This is a genomic window from Tenacibaculum litopenaei (assembly GCF_964514025.1).
GTDB classification, from domain to species: domain Bacteria; phylum Bacteroidota; class Bacteroidia; order Flavobacteriales; family Flavobacteriaceae; genus Polaribacter; species Polaribacter litopenaei.
Map to the genome: position 1 here is coordinate 484,466 of NZ_CAZEQT010000006.1, position 19,601 is coordinate 504,066.

At 38.3% G+C, this 19,601-nt stretch carries 21 protein-coding genes; 9 read left to right on the top strand and 12 right to left on the bottom strand.

Going from position 1 to position 19,601, the window contains the following annotated elements:
* Positions 1–3: 3 nt before the first annotated feature.
* From ACKTS5_RS10820 to ACKTS5_RS10840, 5 genes are read right to left on the bottom strand one after another with little or no spacing between them, the layout of a single operon-like run.
* The gene (locus ACKTS5_RS10820; protein WP_408043883.1) at positions 4–561 is read right to left on the bottom strand and encodes an L-threonylcarbamoyladenylate synthase; all 558 of its coding nucleotides are present in this window, start codon (positions 559–561) and stop codon (positions 4–6) included.
* Entirely contained in the window at positions 561–1,673 is a 1,113-nt protein-coding gene (glf, locus tag ACKTS5_RS10825; protein ID WP_408043884.1) for a UDP-galactopyranose mutase, read from the bottom strand. The genes ACKTS5_RS10820 and glf overlap by 1 nt, the downstream gene beginning before the upstream one ends.
* The gene (locus tag ACKTS5_RS10830; protein WP_408043885.1) at positions 1,666–2,952 is read right to left on the bottom strand and encodes a glycosyltransferase family 4 protein; all 1,287 of its coding nucleotides are present in this window, start codon (positions 2,950–2,952) and stop codon (positions 1,666–1,668) included. The genes glf and ACKTS5_RS10830 overlap by 8 nt, the downstream gene beginning before the upstream one ends.
* Positions 2,953–3,002: 50 nt before the next feature.
* Positions 3,003–4,259, bottom strand: a complete 1,257-nt coding sequence (locus ACKTS5_RS10835; protein WP_408043886.1) for a glycosyltransferase — start codon at positions 4,257–4,259, stop codon at positions 3,003–3,005.
* Positions 4,256–5,269, bottom strand: coding sequence for a glycosyltransferase family 2 protein (locus ACKTS5_RS10840; protein ID WP_408043887.1), 1,014 nt, complete (start codon positions 5,267–5,269; stop codon positions 4,256–4,258). Before ACKTS5_RS10840 ends, ACKTS5_RS10835 begins: the two co-directional genes overlap by 4 nt.
* A gap of 112 nt (positions 5,270–5,381) precedes the next feature.
* Here ACKTS5_RS10840 and ACKTS5_RS10845 point away from each other — a divergent pair, with 112 nt between their 5' ends.
* Both ACKTS5_RS10845 and ACKTS5_RS10850 read left to right on the top strand, forming a co-directional pair.
* The gene (locus tag ACKTS5_RS10845) at positions 5,382–6,524 is read left to right on the top strand and encodes a glycosyltransferase (protein ID WP_408043888.1); all 1,143 of its coding nucleotides are present in this window, start codon (positions 5,382–5,384) and stop codon (positions 6,522–6,524) included.
* A 2-nt stretch (positions 6,525–6,526) separates the two neighbouring features.
* Complete coding sequence (locus tag ACKTS5_RS10850) at positions 6,527–7,738, top strand: glycosyltransferase family 4 protein (RefSeq protein WP_408043889.1); 1,212 nt, start codon at positions 6,527–6,529, stop codon at positions 7,736–7,738.
* 2 nt (positions 7,739–7,740) lie between these two features.
* Here ACKTS5_RS10850 and ACKTS5_RS10855 read toward each other — a convergent pair whose 3' ends face one another.
* The 4 genes from ACKTS5_RS10855 to ACKTS5_RS10870 all read right to left on the bottom strand — a co-directional run bounded on the left by ACKTS5_RS10855 (position 7,741) and on the right by ACKTS5_RS10870 (position 11,530).
* A complete protein-coding gene (locus ACKTS5_RS10855; protein ID WP_408043890.1) occupies positions 7,741–8,799 on the bottom strand; it encodes a glycosyltransferase family 4 protein in 1,059 nt (352 codons plus the stop codon).
* Positions 8,783–9,895: a glycosyltransferase family 4 protein gene (locus tag ACKTS5_RS10860; protein ID WP_408043891.1), complete on the bottom strand. Its 1,113-nt coding sequence runs from the start codon at positions 9,893–9,895 to the stop codon at positions 8,783–8,785. The genes ACKTS5_RS10855 and ACKTS5_RS10860 overlap by 17 nt, the downstream gene beginning before the upstream one ends.
* The gene (locus ACKTS5_RS10865; RefSeq protein ID WP_408043892.1) at positions 9,879–10,637 is read right to left on the bottom strand and encodes a glycosyltransferase family 2 protein; all 759 of its coding nucleotides are present in this window, start codon (positions 10,635–10,637) and stop codon (positions 9,879–9,881) included. Before ACKTS5_RS10865 ends, ACKTS5_RS10860 begins: the two co-directional genes overlap by 17 nt.
* 77 nt (positions 10,638–10,714) lie before the next feature.
* Positions 10,715–11,530, bottom strand: coding sequence for a 2,3,4,5-tetrahydropyridine-2,6-dicarboxylate N-succinyltransferase (locus ACKTS5_RS10870; RefSeq protein ID WP_408043893.1), 816 nt, complete (start codon positions 11,528–11,530; stop codon positions 10,715–10,717).
* Positions 11,531–11,648: 118 nt separating this feature from the next.
* Here ACKTS5_RS10870 and ruvX point away from each other — a divergent pair, with 118 nt between their 5' ends.
* The 4 genes from ruvX to mazG are packed head-to-tail and all read left to right on the top strand — an operon-like array spanning position 11,649 to position 13,946.
* Positions 11,649–12,059 (top strand): Holliday junction resolvase RuvX, encoded by a 411-nt coding sequence (ruvX, locus tag ACKTS5_RS10875; RefSeq protein ID WP_408043894.1) that lies wholly within the window; start codon positions 11,649–11,651, stop codon positions 12,057–12,059.
* A 55-nt stretch (positions 12,060–12,114) separates the two neighbouring features.
* Positions 12,115–12,702, top strand: a complete 588-nt coding sequence (def, locus tag ACKTS5_RS10880; protein WP_408043895.1) for a peptide deformylase — start codon at positions 12,115–12,117, stop codon at positions 12,700–12,702.
* A 32-nt stretch (positions 12,703–12,734) separates the two neighbouring features.
* Positions 12,735–13,157, top strand: coding sequence for a DUF5606 family protein (locus ACKTS5_RS10885; RefSeq protein ID WP_408043896.1), 423 nt, complete (start codon positions 12,735–12,737; stop codon positions 13,155–13,157).
* Positions 13,158–13,166: 9 nt separating this feature from the next.
* Positions 13,167–13,946 carry a nucleoside triphosphate pyrophosphohydrolase gene (mazG, locus tag ACKTS5_RS10890; RefSeq protein ID WP_408043897.1) on the top strand — a complete coding sequence of 260 codons (780 nt, stop codon included), beginning with the start codon at positions 13,167–13,169 and terminating at the stop codon, positions 13,944–13,946.
* A 42-nt stretch (positions 13,947–13,988) separates the two neighbouring features.
* Here the strand turns inward: mazG and ACKTS5_RS10895 are convergent, their stop codons facing one another.
* Genes ACKTS5_RS10895 through ACKTS5_RS10905 form a run of 3 tightly spaced genes read right to left on the bottom strand, consistent with a single transcriptional unit; the run spans position 13,989 to position 17,260 of the window.
* On the bottom strand, positions 13,989–15,539 hold the full coding sequence (locus tag ACKTS5_RS10895; RefSeq protein ID WP_408043898.1) for a bifunctional metallophosphatase/5'-nucleotidase: 1,551 nt from the start codon (positions 15,537–15,539) through the stop codon (positions 13,989–13,991).
* Between the two features lie 56 nt (positions 15,540–15,595).
* Positions 15,596–16,399, bottom strand: coding sequence for a hypothetical protein (locus tag ACKTS5_RS10900; RefSeq protein ID WP_408043899.1), 804 nt, complete (start codon positions 16,397–16,399; stop codon positions 15,596–15,598).
* 3 nt (positions 16,400–16,402) lie between these two features.
* Complete coding sequence (locus tag ACKTS5_RS10905; RefSeq protein ID WP_408043900.1) at positions 16,403–17,260, bottom strand: hydroxymethylglutaryl-CoA lyase; 858 nt, start codon at positions 17,258–17,260, stop codon at positions 16,403–16,405.
* Positions 17,261–17,442: 182 nt separating this feature from the next.
* Here ACKTS5_RS10905 and ACKTS5_RS10910 point away from each other — a divergent pair, with 182 nt between their 5' ends.
* The 3 genes from ACKTS5_RS10910 to ACKTS5_RS10920 are packed head-to-tail and all read left to right on the top strand — an operon-like array spanning position 17,443 to position 19,601.
* A complete protein-coding gene (locus tag ACKTS5_RS10910) occupies positions 17,443–18,003 on the top strand; it encodes an RNA polymerase sigma factor (protein ID WP_408043901.1) in 561 nt (186 codons plus the stop codon).
* A complete protein-coding gene (locus tag ACKTS5_RS10915) occupies positions 17,993–18,526 on the top strand; it encodes a hypothetical protein (RefSeq protein ID WP_408043902.1) in 534 nt (177 codons plus the stop codon). The genes ACKTS5_RS10910 and ACKTS5_RS10915 overlap by 11 nt, the downstream gene beginning before the upstream one ends.
* The gene (locus ACKTS5_RS10920; RefSeq protein WP_408043903.1) at positions 18,513–19,601 is read left to right on the top strand and encodes a hypothetical protein; all 1,089 of its coding nucleotides are present in this window, start codon (positions 18,513–18,515) and stop codon (positions 19,599–19,601) included. Before ACKTS5_RS10915 ends, ACKTS5_RS10920 begins: the two co-directional genes overlap by 14 nt.

Below are 19,601 nucleotides of genomic sequence, written 5' to 3' on the forward strand. Positions count from 1 at the left end.
AATTTATTCTCTTATCACGAGCACATCCTCGCCTGCCAGTTTTAATATGGTCGACGATTTCTCTGCTACTTCATCGCGGTACAAAGTTACCACATAATCTACATTATTTACAATAGCCGAAGAAATTTCGGCAAAAGACTTGGCTGTTGGCTCCCCACTAATATTTGCCGAGGTAGACACTATTGGGCTACCAAATGCAGCTATCACCTTCTTACAGAACTCATTTTGAACAATACGGATGGCTATAGTACCATCTGCTGCAATGGTATTTGGTGCCAAATTTCTGGCATCTTCGTAGATAATCGTGGTCGGTTTTTCCGATTTTTCCAAAATATCCAGAGCCTTTTCTGGTAACTTCCCTATGTATTCTTTCAACATCGAAATCCCATCTACTAAAATGATAAGGCTTTTCGATTCTTCGCGCTGCTTGAGCTGGTAAATGCGCTTCACTGCTTCGCTATTCTTAGCATCACATCCCAACCCCCAAACAGTGTCTGTTGGATACAGCACCGTTTTTCCTGCCTGGAGGCTTGCTAGCATCTCTGTAACATCTTTATCCATTAGGTCAATTCTTTTTTTGATTTTGCTAATGCAGCTCCTATTACTTGGTGCATGTCGTAATAACGGTACTCTGCTAAACGACCTCCGAAAATAACGTGTTCTTTGGCAATCGCCAATTTTTTATACGCCTGGTAAAGGCTACCATTTTTTTCATCATTGATCGGGTAATACGCTTCCTTATCGCGACTCCATTGTTCGGGATACTCCCGCGTTACTACTGTATGGTTTTGTTTCCCAAATTCAAAGTGCTTGTGTTCTATAATTCGGGTATACGCATATTTTGAATCATTGTAATTCACCACGGCATTACCTTGGAAGTTATCCGTAGCTAAGGTCTCGTGTTCAAATCGCAGTGACCTGTACTCCAATTCTCCCAATTCATAATCAAAATACTCGTCAATTTTACCGGTAAACACAACCTTCTTAGCCAAGCCCACTAGTTCATCTTTGTTTACAAAAAAATCAATTCCGAGTTTGACATCTACCCCTGCCAACAATCCTTCAATAATCTTATTGTATCCTCCAATAGGAATTCCTTGATATTTATCATTAAAGTAATTGTTATTAAAAGTATAACGCACAGGCAACCTCTTGATGATAAAGGCAGGAAGTTCTGTGGCCTTTCTCCCCCATTGTTTTTCTGTATATTCTTTTATAAGCGTTTCATAAACGTCTTTACCGATTAGAGAAAGCGCTTGTTCTTCGAGGTTCTTCGGCTGCTTTACTCCGTATGTAGCAATTTGCTCATCAATAATTTCCTTCGCCTCAGCAGGTGTCATAACACCCCATAACTGATTAAAAGTATTCATATTAAACGGGAGATTGTACAATTTTCCTTTTGAGATACTCACAGGTGAATTTACATAATTGTTAAATTCAGCAAACTGATTTACATAGTCCCAAATAGTTTTATCATTCGTATGAAAGATATGTGCTCCATATTTGTGCACATTAATTCCATCATTGTTTTCGCAGTATACATTTCCACCTATGTGGTCACGTTTGTCAATTACCAAACAACGCTTCCCTGCTTTGGTTGCTTCGTGAGCAAAAACACTCCCGTAAAGACCGGCCCCTACGATTAAATAATCGTATTCTACTGGATTATTCACTTTTTAATTTTTTAATCAATTCTATATAACTCTTCGCAAAGACATCGTTGTGGAAATAAGTATCAAACAACACTTTATTTGCATTTTGTTCTGGTGTATTTGCAATAATTGCCTTCGTTTGTTTTATTAAATCAGCTACATCATTGGCTTTAAAGTAATGTATTCCGGAAGTTTCTTCCGCTGTCAATTTCTTGAAATACCTATTTCCTCCAGTTTCACTAATCAGACATCGCGTCCCGACAGATAATACCTCTAATAAAGCCAAATCAAAATACGTTTCTCTATTGGGTAATATAAACAAATCTGCCGCATTGACTAATGAATGAGGATCCGTTGTCCATCCTACTTCTATCCAGCGTTTGTGTGACAATCCTGCTAAAGGATCCTCCTTTCCTGCTACCAAAAAATAAACCTGTTCAGAAGCTTCTAAAAGCTCCTTCCCTAATTCACGTAACAAGTCGTAGCCCTTGACTTCATTATGTCGTCCAAAATAGGTAATGATAAAAGCATCCTCGGGTATGTTGTACTCCGACAATATCTCTTTTTTAGAACGTTTAAATACAGATGGCTCTGTACAGGTTAAGAATTCTCTCCTCTCGTTTTTAAAAGGCAATGATTTATACGCCTCCCATGAATTGAAATACGGTTCTTGTGCTTCATCGCATGGAAAAATTACGTGATCGGCATTTTCAAACGCAAAGTGATCAATAGCTATAATTGCAGCCAATTGTTCCTCTGTAATAGTGTGCCCGTAAAACCAATCTTCGACAATCTCTTTGTGCACAGCTTTAGGAGCATGCGAGGTTAACAGGATTTCTCCACGGTATTCTTTAAGCAAATTTCTACAAGCGTAATACTCAAATGTAGAATGAAAATGGATGTAAGCATAGGCATTTAAATCTATATGTGCTGGCACACTTTCCTTTGCCACAAATAACATATCTAATACGCCCTGTTTCCATGCAGCATTTGCTTGTTCTTTTTTGAGAGCCTCTTTCTCGTTTTTATTGGTCAACCAACGAAATAAAGTATCGATCTTGGTAAGGTCTTTCAAAAAATATTGAATCCCTGGTTTTACCTTTTCTTTAAAAAATAAACTAAGAGCTGATTTCTGTTTCGGTATTGACACCTCGTAATCGTGAGCGAAATGAATGCGCTCTTGCAATCCATTCAATACTACTGACTTTTCGAGGTTGTACAAATAGGTCGTTGGTCCACCACTTCTCGCTTTCAGAGGAAAGGTGTTCCAAATCAAAATTTTCTGTGTGTCGTTTTCCATATATTCTGTCTCGGCTGCGCAAATGTACTAACAATTGCACAACGATAATACTATCCTTCCTGTTTAGTTTTTAGCTGCGTCAACTCCTCAGCAAAATCAATCCACGAGGCCTCTATGATGGCTGCACTGTACTGCTCCATTGCTTTTTTAGCATTGTTTCCTAGCGCTGTTCTCAATGCTTCTTTTAACATCATTTCTCGCAATCGTTGCTCAAAAGCAGCATCATCAGCAACTAAAAACCCTGTTTTACCATCTGCTATCAATTCGTTCACTCCTGAACAATAAGCATATCCAATCGTTGGTAAACCAGTAGCCATGGCTTCCGTTAACGCCAATGGGAAGCCCTCATATTTACTTGGAAACACAAAAATATCGGCTGCTCGCATAACTTCCAAAGGTTGATCAGTAAATCCTTTAAAATGGATTTGTTGCTCCAAATTAGCTCGTTTTACCATTTTTTTCAGTTCATCTAAATCCACTCCTGTTCCATAGAAGTGAACTTCCCATTGTGGGAATTCAGGACCTAATTTTTCAAAAATTTCAATAATTTTATGTTGTTGCTTACAACTTGTAAATAAGGTTCCAACATGGGCAATTACGTGTTTTCCCGACTTGCTATTCACCTTAGATTGCTCCGTTTGTTGAGGCACCGGATTGGCAATCACTTTGGCGATCCCTCCAAAGCTTTCAGGTAAAAACTCTTTGTAACTTTCAAACAGCACTTGAATTCCCGACAAATGCTTATAGGAAGCTTCTAAACAACGCATTTCATAATCGGGACGTGCTCCTAGCACATCCGTATAATCGTAATCAGGACGTCCATTAACCGAATTAACAATCGGAATTCCAAAGGGTCTATAATAGGTGATCTCCACCAATGAAGCGGTTGACATGGTAACGATCAGATCAGGCTTGCTCGTCGTAATATATTCATGCCAATGTTTTGATCGAACCCCTACATTGTGTAAATACACATTTTCTGGGCCCTTCATTTTACGAAACAGCAGCTTATTATGTAATTTCGCACGCTTTTTTCTCAGTTTATGATACAACCATAATATTGGGTTACTTCCTTTGTAATTATAGTACGGCAGCACTGGTCGTTCTCCCAAACCATCGGTGTAAATGTTTTCTACACGCACGTTGGGCTCCAAAAAAAACACGGGCTCCCCAACTACGTCTTCATTGGTCGCAATGGTTACTTCATGTTTTTGTTTCGCAAAGGTATTTGCAATAAAACAACAAATTTTCTCAGTTCCACCGCATACATTTAAAAAATTGCGATGTTGAACAATCAGTATTTTCATATTCCGTATTTCGTATTTATGTTTTTCCTAAACCTTCGTTTAAAGTACATGATAGGCATCAACTTAGTCAATTTCCAAAGTAATTTCTTTCGTTGCATAGCCTTGAGGTAATAGGTATCAAATTCTTGTGAAGAAGCCGCTTTTAATAACTGCTGAAACGGCAAACTTAACAAGTTGTAGTCTTCTTTTGTAAGATACTGCACGACACGCTCATTCATAAAATTCTGAATTAATGTCAACAGCCTATCTTTTTGTTCGCTATTCAGTGGCATTGAAAGATAGCGTAACTCAAACGGCTCGTGTTGCATAAACAAAGCCAAATGCAAGGCATGTGATTTTTGCAATGAATACTGTTCGTAGAACTCGGTTAAAATTGTAATCCAACGTGGTATCTGATTCAATACTCGTTCACAGTTCGCATTAATTTTTACATGATTTTGCTGATCGTGCTTTCGATAGTGGTACTTCCCCGCTCGATTTACCGCCAAACCATTTGTCAATGCCAACAGTCTATGTGTGAACAGACCGTCTTCACAAGGTTGAATTCCTTCTGGAAAGCGAACCCTTGGATACTTCATTAAAAAATCACGTCTAAACATAGCGGCACAGGTAGGCAAAGCCATCACATTGGGTAAACGATGACAATAATCAGTTCCTATAAGTACCATCTCTGCGTTATCTCTTTGCAATGCGGCTACCGATGTTCTTATGTACGATACGTCAATTGTATCGTCGGCATCCATAAAATAAACAAAGGTTCCTCTAGCCAAATCTAGACCTTTATTTCTAGCTACTGACACTCCGGCATTTGCCTGCTCACAATACTGAATTGAGCTGTAGTTAGATGCGTAGGATTCACAAATCTCCCCACTGTTATCGGTACTTCCATCATTGACTAGTATGAGTTCAATTGAATCGTAATCTTGTGCTAAAATACTCTGAATAGTTTCTTCAATAAAGGGTTCTGTATTGTAGACAGGAACTATTATTGACACTAAAGGGGCTTCCATAAGATCGTATATTGATTATTTACACGGTGTTACTAATAACCGAAAACATTTGTAGCACAATAACCTCTGAACTAATAGAATTTCCATAATTTTGAAGTTCAAATTGTACCTAATGGCAAAGATACTATTTTTTTATCCTAACAATCCGCTCGTCGTTAATCAAGGAAACAATGCTCGAGCTCACGCGTTGTTACACTATTTTAATTCACGTGGTTTTACTGTTGATTTTGTGGGGATTGAATCTAACGAATTCACTGACAAACACCGTGAAGAAATTCAGAATTCTGAACTTGTTAGAGATGCGTATTTGTTACCGAAACGCAAGAATTCAGGATTGAATTATTTAATCCGTACTTCCATTGTCAATAAAATCAACAAATACCCTCGTGAATTTCAGTGGATTTACCACAATCAAGAGGTGTATTTTACAAAAATTTTAGCGAAAAACACCTACGACTATGTAGTCATCTCATACGTACATGCTTTTCCGCTCATCAAGAATAAACAGGCTCTTAAAAACGCAGTTACCATTGTGGACACGCATGATTTTTTTACCAGTCAATACGGTACTGTCGATACCCCACATTTAGGTAATTTGTTCACCACTGAAATGCGTTTGCTCGCAAAATTCGATCATATTTGGGCAATTTCTGTTGAAGAACAGTTTGTTTTCAGTCAGTTTTTACCTAACAAAAGTATCCTTACCATTCCTCACGGAATTCAAGACCGGAGCCAACAACGATTGCCAGAAACTTCTATCGATTTGTTTTACGTCGCTAGTGACAACCCCCATAACGTAGAATCTGCACACTGGTTTTTTAAAGAAGTACACCCTTTATTACCAGAAAACATCAACATTACCGTGGTTGGAAAAATCCAAGAACAAATAGGAAGCTACCCTAATGTTACCAAAATTGCCTATGCAGAAAATTTGGATGACTTTTATCGAAAATCAAAAGTTACTCTTTGTCCAATGCTGAGTGGTACAGGTTTAAAAATAAAGGTCGTAGAATCATTGGCTTTTGGAATCCCTGTTGTTTGTAATGAACGTGGGGTTGACGGGCTCTCCTCTAAGGTTAATAACGGTTGTTTAGTCACCGATGACCCTAAGGAATTTGCGTCTTATATTATTCAGCTTTTGGACAGTGACGAATTTTACAATACACATAAGCGTTATGCACATGAATTTTTTAACGCAACCTTAGAGGCAAGCATTGTCTTTAAGAAACTCGATCAGTTTTTTAATCCATCGTAACCATGGCCAAGATAGCAATAATTATACAGCGGTACGGGCTAGAAATTAACGGCGGAGCCGAATACCACGCCCGTATGTTAGCTGAGCAACTGACCGTTGAACACGACGTTACTGTGCTCACATCAAAAGCCAAAGATTACCACAGTTGGACTGACACCTATGACCAAGAGGAAGAATTGCTCAATGGCGTTCAAGTAAAACGGTTTTCAGCACTACCGAAAAATCAAAAAAAGTTCAGAAAACTGAGAAGAAAGGTGCTTAGAACCAGGCTTATTGACAAACTGCTAGGTCGAAAAAACACCGTTACTGAAGTCCCCATAGCCACAGGGCATCAATTTGTAAAAGAACAAGGCCCCTACTGCCCAGGCTTATTGCAGTATCTCAAAGAGCAACAATCAGGCTACGACGTCTTTATATTTTTCACGTATTTATACGCCCCAACTGTTTTTGGGTTACCGTTAGTAAAAGACAAAAGTATATTTGTGCCCACTGCCCATGACGAACCCTTACTGTATACAGCTGCATATCGACAGCTTTTCGATACACCGAGGTATATCATGTACAATACGCTGGCAGAACGCGAATTAATAGAAAAAAACTTTCCAAATGCCTGTAAAAAACAGGCAATCGCAGGAATGGGAATTCAACCGTATACGCTACCCACTACACAACCAGTAACGAATCAATGGGTATCTGGTGACTATTTTGTTTATATCGGTCGTATTGATAATGATAAAGGCTGTGGCGAACTCATTGAATATTTCCACCGCTTGCGCCGTGAAAATCTGAGCTTAGTACTCATTGGTAACAATGAAAACTACCAATCCCAAATTACATCAGAAAATATCGTGTTTACCGGATTTATCAGTGAAGCAGAAAAATACGCATTGCTCAACAACGCGAAAGGGCTCATTATACCTTCAAAATACGAAAGCTTATCACTTGTCACATTAGAAAGTATGCTACAAGGGAAATTAGTTATCGCAAATAGTTATTGTAAGGTATTGAAAGATCACATAGAACAAAGTAAAGCCGGCCTCTTGTACGAAAATTACGAAGGTTTTGCAGCAGCTATTGAAAAAGTCATTAGCCTTTCTACATTGGATTACGAACTCTTAGCCGCGAACGGAATTAGCTATGTAGAAAACAATTACAGTTGGCCCAGCATACTTGCAAAATTTAACAAAGCTATAGACCATATTAAAAACTCCTAGCATTATTCCGCTAGGAGTTCCTTGTATATTTCTATGTATTCTTTTGATGCTTTCTCCCATGAGAATTGCGCAGCCCACTGTTTCAATGATTCCGCTCTTTGATTGTCTTCAAAGTCCTTCATGCCTTGATTGAATACAGCATTCAGATGATCTGGATCGAAGTTTTCAAAATAATACGCATGTGCCCCTCCTATTTCAGGCAAACTCGTATGCGTAGATAAAAACACTGGTTTGCCCAAATGCATAGCCTCAATCACTGGGATTCCGAACCCTTCTGCAATAGACGGAAACAAGAAAGCCTTACAATTTTTGAGATACCAATATTTTTCTTCTTCAGAAATAGCACCCAATAATACCAATTGGTCAGTTACTCCGTATTCCGCTGCCAATGACACTATTTTAGCCTTGTAGTTTTCATCCGGTTGAATACCTCCAATGTATAATTTCAGCGTCGGATTAGCTTTTAACATCGGGATTAAAACGTGAAAATTTTTCTTAGGCAATACCGTTCCTATCGTAAACAAATAGTCTCCTTCTGGACGGATTTTAGGCTCATTGAAGTCCGGGTATTCCACCAAATTAACCCCATTGTACACCACCTTTACTTTTTTTCCTTCTAAATTCAGATGCTTTTTTATATCTTCTAATACAAAGGTAGAAATGGTGGTTATATAATCGGCACGGTCAATTCTGTTTTGAATTTGCTTTATTAATTTCTGACGTTTGCTTTCACTTTTATCCTCGTACAAGAAGTTCAAATCGTGAATCGTCAAAACGAACTTAATGGCTTTTTGAGGCACAAATTTTGTTGTTTGATACGTTCCGTGCCATAAGGAAAACTTCTTTGCAGGTTTTAAAAATACCTTATCTATTAATTTCCTATTGATTCTTTTAAACTTGTCGTCAAGGTCAATTTTTTTATGCGTAAAAAAATGATAATCAAACGAAGTATCTTCCACCAAGTAATCTGCCAGATTTTTACAATAATTGTGTAATCCAGTATTGGGATACTTCATTCGTTCAATATCTACGATAATATTCTTTTTAGCTAATTTCTTCATAAAGACGATTTAAATTCTTAGCAATCACAGCATCGTCGAATTTCTGTACAAATTCTCTTCCTTTTGTGATCATCTCCGCTCTATCAGCCGGCGAAGCTACTAATTTTTTTATCATTTTAGCTAATTCTTCGCTATCATATGGGTCTACATAGGCGCTGTGAGGACCTCCAGCCTCCGGAAAAACTCCAGAGTTACTAGTAATGACAGGGGTTTGAGAATACAAAGCTTCAATAATAGGAATCCCAAAGCCTTCAAAAATACTCGGATATACAAAAACAGTAGCCATTTGATACAAGGTTGCTAGCTCATCCAAACTCAATCCTTCTAAGAACTGCACGCGATCCTCCATTCCTTCTTTGCCAATATAGGCGGCTATTTGCTGATAGTAATCCGTTTTCTTCCCCACGATGACCAAGGGGATATCCTGATTTTTCATGGCCTTGACCACCGACAAAGCATTCTTTCTCTCTTCAATAGTCCCTACATTCAACACAAAGGCTTCTGGCAAGTTGAGTTTCGCTCTCAAAGCTGCTTTTTCAGCGTCATCACGCACCTGCTTAAAGGCCTCATTACAGCCCTGATAAATCACCGTAATCTTTTCTTCAGGAATTTTGAGAAATGCCATAATATCTCTTTTCGTCTGCTCACTAATGGCTATCACTCGATCAGCGGTTCTTGCCGCATACAAAAATTTGGAGTAATGTATTTTTCTATCAAAAAAAGAATACAATTTTGGGTATCTCATAAAAATGAGATCGTGAATGGTAACGACCGTTTTCACTGTTGAATTTTCAAGCCCTCTCGGCAATTCTCCTGACAACCCGTGGTACAGCGCTATTCCATCGCGCTTAATTTGTTTGCTCACAGCACGCTGCCTCCAAAGTGAAGACAACTTTTTCCAAACCATCCCCTCGGGCAATACCTCTTTCATATTATCCCTAAGGTGTAAACGAGTTACTTTTTTGGGTTTGGGATTGTACAACACATACTCATTTTCAGGACTAAACTTACTGAGTATCGATACTAAATCTCTACTGTAGTTCCCCAAGCCTGTAGTATTGTGAAATATTCTTTTGGCGTCAAATCCTACTTTCATTCTTCGTTGCTATTAATTCTTCCAACTCTTTAAAACGCTGTTGTACTCCATAGGCCATTGCGTACGAGAAAACAAAACCTTCTCTGCCATCGAGAAAGCCCAATTTAAGAAAATAATGAATACAAAACCTAGCTAAAGGCTTGATATACAAATGAAAAAAACCTACAACTGGTTTTTTCTGTATCAATTCTTTTGCTCTCAATACCGCGTAGTGTTCAATTTTATCTTTAAACTGAGGAAAGCTTTTATAGGTATAATGATTCAAAACTCCTTTGAGTGCTCCTACGGGTCCATCGGCATGGATTTTTTCGTGCACAAGACCGTGATAAGTACAACGATCCTTTCTAATCAATCGTATAATTTTATTCGTATGCCCTCCAAACTTTAACTTTTTCTTGCGTACAAAATTTCGTCGAATGCACGTATACGCGACCATTTCTGTAGTCTTGCTTAGGGTCGAACGAATCTCCTTTTGCAACCTAGGCGTAACCTCTTCATCGGCATCTACCAACAAAACCCAATCATGGGAAGCTTGTTGAATGGCGAAGTTCTTCTGTGAAGAAAAATCATCAAAAGTCCGTTGAATCAATCGAATATTATTGTTCCGGACAATTTCTACGGTCCGGTCTGCACTGAACGAATCGATAACGATTATCTCATCTGCAAAAAAAACAGAATCCAACGCTCGTTGAATGTTGGATTCCTCATTTAAAGTTGGTATTATTACTGTTAGTTTGGCCAAAGAACGTGATTTTTGGTTTGTATAGTCATTGTACAAACTCAATTTGTTCAATTATATTATACGACTCAAAAGAAAAATTACACAGCTACATCGTACTCGCGCAATGCGTCGTTCAACGATGTTTTCTTGTTGGTACTTTCTTTTCTTTTCCCGATAATCAAGGCACAAGGTACATTGTACTCACCAGCAGGGAACTTTTTAGTATAACTTCCTGGAATCACCACTGATCTTGCCGGAACCACTCCTTTCATCTCCACAGGCTCATCTCCAGTAACGTCGATAATCTTAGTCGATGCAGTTAAAACGACATTCGCTCCTAAAACCGCTTCCGTTTCTACGCGAACTCCTTCAACTACAATACATCTCGACCCGATAAAAGCATTGTCTTCAATAATAACTGGTGCTGCTTGTAGAGGCTCTAAAACTCCTCCAATTCCAACGCCTCCTGAAAGGTGTACATTTTTCCCAATTTGCGCACAAGATCCTACTGTTGCCCAAGTATCAACCATCGTTCCTTCATCAACGTAGGCTCCGATATTTACGTAACTAGGCATTAAAATTGTTCCAGCTGAAATATACGCACCATGACGAGCAACCGCATTCGGTACTACGCGTATTCCTTTTTCTTGGTAATTGCGCTTTAAAGGAATTTTATCGTGGTATTCAAAAATTCCAGCCTCTAAAGTTTCCATTTTCTGAATAGGGAAATACAAAACCACTGCTTTTTTTACCCATTCATTTACTTGCCACCCTGCAGCCGTAGGTTCTGCTACGCGCAAGCTCCCAGCATCTAAAAGGTCTACGACTTCTCGTATGGCCTTAATCGTTGCTTCTTCTTTTAATAATTCTCGGTTGTCCCAAGCTTTTTCTATGATTGATTGTAACGCTGTCATGCTAAAATTTTATTTGCTACAAATATACTTTGCCTCGCTTAATTTCGCACGAAGATACATTTTTTAAACAGAAATGAGTGACTTGTTAAAAATGTTTACTTTTGCACAAAAAGCAATTATGGCGCGTATTCTAGCAATAGACTTTGGAAAAAAAAGAACCGGCATCGCCGTGACAGACGAACTGCAAATTATCGCTTCTGGCCTAACCACAGTGGCCACCGAAGAGTTAATTCCATTTTTAAAAGACTACTGCTCTAGAGAGCAGGTGGCGCTTATTGTTATTGGGGAACCGAAACAAATGGACAATTCTGCCAGTGAAAGCGAAAAACTGATTGCTCCATTTATCGAGAAATTACAAAAGAATTTGCCCGATATCCCTTTGCACCGTGTCGATGAGCGCTTCACTTCCAAAATGGCCTTTCAGACTATGATTGATAGTGGACTCAAAAAGAAACAACGCCAAAACAAAGCATTGGTCGATGAAATCAGTGCGACAATTATATTGCAATCGTATTTATACAACAAATAGTTTTATTCAAACAGTCATTCTTTGTATTTTTGCCGACATTAAAAAAATAAACCAAATGATTTTACCTATAGTAGCTTACGGAGACCCTGTGTTGAGAAAAGTTGGAAAAGAGATTGACGCAGCTTATCCTGAATTGGAAAAGTTAATCGCCGACATGAAAGAAACCATGTACAACGCACAAGGTGTTGGATTAGCTGCTCCTCAAATAGGAAGAGCAATTCGCTTATTCTTAATCGACGCTAGCCCGTTTGCGGATGACGAAGATTTAAACGAAGAAGAGCGCGAAGTTTTAAAAGGGTTTAACAAGGTTTTTATCAATGCCAAAATCGTAAAAGAAGAGGGTGAAGAATGGGCTTTTAATGAAGGTTGTTTGAGTATTCCAGACGTACGTGAAGACGTTTTTCGTCAGGAAAGCGTTACTGTTGAATACCAAGATGAAAACTTTGAGCAACACACGGAAACATTTACTGGGTTAGCAGCACGTGTATTCCAGCACGAATACGATCATATTGAAGGTGTATTATTCACCGACAAGTTATCGTCTTTAAAAAAGCGTTTAATTAAGAAGAAATTAGAAAATATCTCCAAGGGAAAAGTGAATTCAGGGTATCGAATGCGTTTCCCGAATGCTAAGAGAAAATAAGAAGAAAGACTTATAAATATTTATTAAGATATATGGAATTTAACAAAATTATAGCCGTAACAGGAAAACCAGGATTATTTGAAATTTTATCACAAACTAAAACAGGTGTGATTGTAAAGTCAATTGTCGATGGTAAGCGTTTTCCTATTACAGCCACTCATAACGTCAGTTTATTAGAAAACATCGCTATTTACACCTACGAAGAGGAAGTACCTTTAGGACAGGTTTTAAAAAACATCGCTGATAAAGAAGGTGGTAAAGAAGGGATTTCACACAAAGAAAGCGCCGCTAAATTGGTAGCGTATTTCAGTGAAGTATTACCTAATTTTGATGAAGAGCGCGTGTACGCTTCAAACATCAAGAAAGTAATGCAGTGGTACAACACTTTAGTGAATGCTAATTTTGATTTTAACAGCTTAGTTCCTGTAGAAGAAGTAAGTCAAGAAGAAGAATAATAGCTGCGTATGACAACTCGTAAAGACCAATTGGCCGCATTTGATAGATTATTGACCATCATGGACGAATTGCGTACGCAATGTCCCTGGGACAAAAAACAAACCTTACAGAGTTTGCGTCCTCTTACCATAGAGGAAACCTATGAATTAGCCGATGCTATTTTGGACAACGATTTAAACGAGGTAAAGAAAGAATTAGGCGATGTGCTTTTGCACATCGTTTTTTATGCTAAAATAGGTAGTGAACAAGGTGCCTTTGACATCGCTTCTGTATGTCATGCCATCTGTGATAAACTCGTAGAACGACATCCACATATTTACGGAGATGTCACCGCAAGTACCGAAGAAGAAGTAAAGCAAAACTGGGAAAAAATAAAACTTAAAGAAGGGAAAGACTCTGTTTTGGAAGGAGTCCCTAAAAGTTTACCAGCTCTTGTAAAAGCGAGTAGAATTCAAGAAAAAGTAGCGGGAGTTGGATTTGATTGGGAAGAACCCCATCAAGTTTGGGAAAAAGTTCAAGAAGAATTGAACGAACTCAACAGCGAAATTCAAGCGGAACGCCAAGACCATATAGAAAAAGAGTTTGGCGACGTATTGTTCTCAATGATCAATTACGCCCGTTTTATTGGTGTAAACCCAGAAAATGCCTTAGAGAAAACGAATAAGAAGTTTATTAATAGATTCCAGTTTCTCGAAAGAGAAGCCAAAAAACAAGGAAAAAAACTGGAAGACATGACACTCAAAGAAATGGATGTTTTTTGGGAAGCTTCTAAACAATTTTACCAATAAAAAAAGGACTCTTTTTAGAGTCCTTTTTTTATTGGGTTGGCTTTATTGCTTTTGCTTTAGATAGCCTAGCACTGCCTTTCTAATATCGATAGCGAGCTCTGATTCCATTGGCTTGTACATCTTTAGTACTCCAGGAACGCCTTCTTTTAAAATTGGAATGTCAAAGCCTTTCATAAGGTAGTCTGAAACGACCACACTATAGGTTTTTGACTTTACGATTTCCTTACCGTCAACATACCATTGATCGTTTTTGTAAGCCGCTTTGTAACGCTGTAAATAAGCTCCAGTCCCTGCAGCATTTTTTCCGTACTCCAATACTTTTTCGAGCAACTCCCCTGTCATCTCTACTTTAAAAATAGCGCCTCCGTAAGGCAAAACTCTAAAGATATCTACTGCCGTAATAGGACCTTGAAGTACATCATCAATACGGATAGAACCTCCATTTACCAAAGCGCAATCAACAGCATCGCCAAAGGCAAAACTCATCGCTTCTGTAATTACTGCCCCCATAGTAGTTTGCACACTTCGTATGGGAGTATCACGAGCATCTAAAGCTTCTTTAGCATCAAACACTACTTCATTCGGATTCGCGACCACCTCTTTAATCTTAGTAGTTAACACTCGTTGCCATTTCGCCACTTCATTCCCTACTAGCGAATCTTCCGCTATGTCCTCGTTAATCTCTTTCAATTCAGACTTAAGGGCTACTTTTTTAGTTACTGGATTGTATTCTAATCGGTGAATGTACACTGTTTTGGCATTAGCATCCGCTTTACTAATGTATACATCACCAATTTTATCATAGGAATTCGTATGCTCATGTCCTCCCATAATCAAGGGAACACCAGGTAGCATAGCAGCCAATTTTTTATCCTGAGCTATGGTCAAATGTGTCAATCCAATCACGACATCCACTTCTGATACTAGCTTCTCATAAGCTTTTTTGCCCCCCTCAAAAACATCTCCATACTGTACGTATGACTTCGGATTAGAAGGTATACAAACACTAAAAAAACCAATCTTAAGTGGCGTTCCATCGGGCTGAGTAAACGTTTTAACAAACGTACCTTCTACGTTTTTTTTACCTGCTGATTTCTCTTGGTAAAAAGGCTGTAATTCTTGTCCTACTTTGTGTTGAATATTCTCACTTATCCAGGTAAAATTACTTTCATTGATACGTTTTTGAAGGTGTGGATAACTCAGGTCAAACTCGTGATTTCCAAAAGCGACGAGGTCAAAATTCATCGCATTCATTACCGAAACCATTTGTTTCCCTCTCAATCGTTCACCATCAACCTTCATCGTCCCCAACAGAGATGGGTTTAAAAAATCACCTGCCAACACGAGCAGCGTGTTTGGATTTTCTTTTAAAAGTTCTTTATGAACGGTGGCTACCCGTGCCATCCCACCATATTTTCCATTTTGGATTGGTGCAATTTCGTAGACGTCGTTCAGCTGTAAAAATGTAAAATAAGTTCTATCCGATTTTCGAGCAAAGTGCTGCTCGTCTTGCTTCGGAGTATCTGACTTTTGTTTTGCAGGGTTACAGGCCATAAAAATGGCCATGACTGCAGTCAATACTATACTTCTCATGAGTTTCGTAATCTTGTATTAAGTTATCGAAATCAAAAGTACGTAAAAGTTAAAGTCTAGTGAAGATAAAAACGCGTGTTATAGCGAATTAATTTTCGGTAAGCTACCAATTCAGGGAATTGATAAAAGAAATTGATTTTCTTTTGAGCAATAGTACGTGGATTTTTAATCTTCTTCTTCAACACGAAATAGGTCCAGCTTTCAACGATGTCTTCCTCTGGGCTTTCCGCGGCATAACCTGTTACGAAATCAGCATAGTTTTCTTTGTAGAGTCCGAAAAGTTTTTCCACACAACTCTCTTCTGTAAAACAGTGTCTCTCCTTAATAACATCCCATTTTTCGAGTAATTTCCCTTTCCAAAACAAGGTTACAAAACGATTGAGGTAACTGTTTTTATAAGCTTCTCCTTCGTGAGTTAAATAAGGTTCTCCCTCCTCTTGAGTCAATTTAGCGGTCGGGCGAATTTGCGTATTATTCAATGTCAATAAATGACCGAATTCGTGTACTAATGTATATACTGATTCACGGAGTCGACGCTTATCTTTTGATCTGAAATTTACATCGATGGTATCAATTACGAGTTGCCATTGATCATTTTTCACACTCAATGCACCTAATGCTCCTGTCTTTTCGTCAAGACCGTCTGAGATTAGCACTAATTTTTTAATGTATTTTTTGGTAATTGTTTTAGGAAAGATATCGTAGAACATTTTCCAGTGATGCGCTGCTAACGCGTCATTTTTAGAGTTATTACTAACAAACTTACCATTTTTAATAGTCCACACCCCTATTCTTTCATCATCTGAAGAAATGTGAAAGAACGAAAATGCAACAAACAACGTAACTACTATAAACTTCATATCTTAAAAAACTTCCAGCGCTTTGTTATAAGCACTTTCAAAACTCATTGGTCTAATATTAGTTTCTACATTCTCAGCGGTAAAATACGACAACATTTTTTCTGTTGGCATATTCCCTGTTAAATCATCTTTAGCCATCGGGCAACCTCCTAATCCTTTAATTGCACCGTCAAACCTTCTACACCCAGCTTTGTAAGCACTGTCTACTTTTTCAAACCAACTGTCCGGTGTGGTATGTAAATGTGCTCCAAATTCTATACTGGGAAATTTAGGTATTAAATTTGAAAACAGGTAGTCAATCACTTCTGGTGTTGAACTACCTATAGTATCCGATAAAGATAGTATTTTAACTCCTAAATTACAAAGTTTTTCTGTCCATTCTCCTACTATATCCACGTTCCAAGGATCGCCATAAGGATTTCCAAAGCCCATAGACAAATAAGCAACTACTTCCTTATTGCTGCGATTGGCAATCGATAAAACTTCCTTTAAGGTTTCTATAGATTGATCAATAGTCTTGTGTGTGTTTCTCATTTGAAAATTCTCAGAGATAGAAAATGGATAGCCCAAGTAATCTATTTCTTCAAAACAAGCCGCATCGTTCGCTCCCCGCACATTGGCAACTATAGCCAATAACTTACTCGTTGTTTGGCTCAGGTCTAATTTGCTTAAAACGTCGGCGGTATCTCTCATTTGAGGAATCGCTTTCGGTGAAACAAAGCTTCCAAAATCAATGGTATCAAAGCCCACTTTTAACAGGGCATTAATGTACTTTGCTTTCGCTTCCGTTGGAATAAAATGACTTTTGATACCCTGCATGGCATCGCGCGGACATTCTATTATCTTAACACTATTGTTCATCGCTCAAATATACGTATTTTCATCAATAAAAAATTTTAGTTTTACATTTTTAAAATAACCTACTGACAACCAGTGAATCACAATTTCACCTGCGACCTTTTGCAAAAAAATAATCTTTTTTTAAAAAAAGTGTCACAAGTCAAAAACGACCGAGTCCTTAGAATAGATTAACTAACTTGGAATTGCAGAACAAACATATCAATCAACTAATCGAACGCTGCAAGAAGAACGATTCAAATGCGCAAATGCAATTGTACAAAGCCTATTACAAAGCCATGTACAACAGTGCTTACCGCATATTGAAAGACCCCTTCGAAGCGGAAGATATCATGCAGGAGGCGTTTTTAGCCGCCTTTACCAAACTGAATAGCTTTAAAGGCGAAGTTAGTTTTGGAGCGTGGTTAAAGCGAATTGTGGTCAATAAAAGTTTGACCCAACTAAAAAAGAACAGCCGTTATGACGAGGTAAAAATGGAAGTCATACCGAGTTACGAAGTAGAAGAAACGTCAATAGACTACGAAGCCTTAGAAGTCCCAAAAGTATTGGAAACCATCCAAAACCTGAAAGACAACTACCGCTTGGTATTGACACTCAACCTCATTGAAGGTTACGATTATGAAGAAATTGCTCAAATCATGGAGTACAGCAATGAAAATGTACGCACCACGATTTCGAGAGCCAAGAAGAAGCTAAAACAGCTACTGCTTGCAAACACCATTAAAAAGAATACCTATGGACGATAAATTGAACGATTTTTTTCTAAACAACGATTTAGATTTACACGAACCTCACTCAGGACACTTTGATCGTTTTCAACGAAAACTGGAACAACGCCCCGAAAGTTCAAAATTGTCGTGGAGTTGGTTGAGCATCGCCGCATCTGTGATATTGATCATCGGATTTTATTTAGGAAGCTTAGGCAACCGAGAACTTCCCAATAGTTTGGCTACTATAGCTCCCAATATGGCAGAAACAGAAACCTTTTTTGTCTCTACGATACGTCATGAACTCAAAGAAATTGAAAAGCACCGTTCCTTAGATACCGAAACACTCATCGAAAATGCTTTAGACAAACTAGAAGACTTAGAAGATGAATTCAACCGGTTCACCAAGGAATTTGCAAAACACGAAAACAAACGATTTGTAGTACAAAACTTAATAAACAACTACCAGAGAAGATTGCTCATCCTAGAAAATCTCCTGGCACAATTAGAAGAATTAGAATTACCCAACAACACGAAAATAACAGCATATGAAATTATATAAATTACTCTCATTCATCGCATTATTCACCAGCATTTACAGTTTCGGAAATGTCTTGAGCTGTACTGGAAAAAAACACGAAAAAACGAAGACCATCAATCGTCAATATTCGGTTAATGATAACGCCTCTCTCTTTATTTCAAACAAATACGGAGATCTTAACATCGAAACTTGGAATCAAAACCGTATTGAGATTCTCGTAAAAATAACCGTCAAAGGAAATGACTTGGACAAAGTTCAAGCTAAATTAGATGCCATCTCTGTGGATTTTAATGGATCAAAAGACCTCGTGGAAGCGCGAACTAAAATCCGCAAGGTAAATTCCAGTTGGTCTTCATGGTGGAAAAACAACAATACATCCTTTAAAATAAGTTATTTCATCAAAATGCCGCGTACCAACAACGCAGACCTCAATAACAAATACGGAAATATCAGCTTAGACGAACTGGAAGGAAAATCGAATATTACTTGTGATTACGGGAATATCGACATCGAAAAGTTAAGCAATACCAACAACCGAATCAACTTGAGCTATTGTGGTGCCTCAGAAATTAACTATGTAAATACCGCGAGTATTTCGGCAGATTATTCACTACTCAAAGTTAACAAGGCTGATTTTCTCAAATTGAGCGCCGACTATTCGACTTTAAAATTAGGTACTGTAAACGGAGTCAAGTACAATCTAGACTACGGAAGTTTAACGGTACAGCAAATTGCAAATATTGCCGGAGGGTCAGATTACGCAGCTGTTAAGGTAGGAAGTTTAACCAAGACGATGACCTCAAACAGCGATTACGGAAGCATCAAAGTAGCGAGTATTGAAAAAGGCTTTGAAAAAGTGAGTATTAACAGCAGCTACGCCTCTGTAAAACTCGGAACCCCTGAAGACAATAATTTTAAGTTCACTATCGATTTGAGTTACGCAGGATTCCGCTATCCGAGCAGTGCTGTAGACATGCACAAAAGCGTAAAAAAATCTACTAAAAAATACTATGAAGGTGTATTCGGAAACGAAAGCTCATCAACAGTGACAGTGCGCTCTAGCTACGGAGGGGTTTCTTTAAAAATTAATAACTAA